Genomic DNA, 305 nt, shown 5'->3' on the forward strand with positions numbered 1-305 from the left:
GCGCCATACAGGGTCTTTCAAGCCGTAAGAGAATTTCTCAACAACGATGAAGTCACCAATCAGCAAGGTTGGCATCATAGAGCCCGATGGGATCTGAAAGGGTTCGTAGATAAACGAACGCAATACCAACACGAAGGCGATCACAGGGAAAATAGAAACACTGTTCTCAATCCACCATGGCTGATGAGCAATCTTAGCCTTGGTTTTATCGTCCAAACCCGTTGTTTGAGCCTCAACCTCTGCCACCTTGGCCGCTCTTTTCTTTGCCCAAACGAGCTTTTCTAGAGCGTAGACAATACCAGTAA

At 46.9% G+C, this 305-nt stretch carries 1 protein-coding gene; it reads right to left on the reverse strand.

What is annotated here, in order from left to right; all coding sequences use genetic code 11:
• A partial coding sequence (locus AB4585_RS26515) for a S26 family signal peptidase (protein WP_372171731.1) occupies positions 1-305 on the reverse strand: 305 nt, incomplete at both ends.

The sequence above is a fragment of the Vibrio sp. 10N.222.49.C9 genome, assembly GCF_041474985.1.
GTDB lineage: Bacteria > Pseudomonadota > Gammaproteobacteria > Enterobacterales > Vibrionaceae > Vibrio > Vibrio crassostreae_C.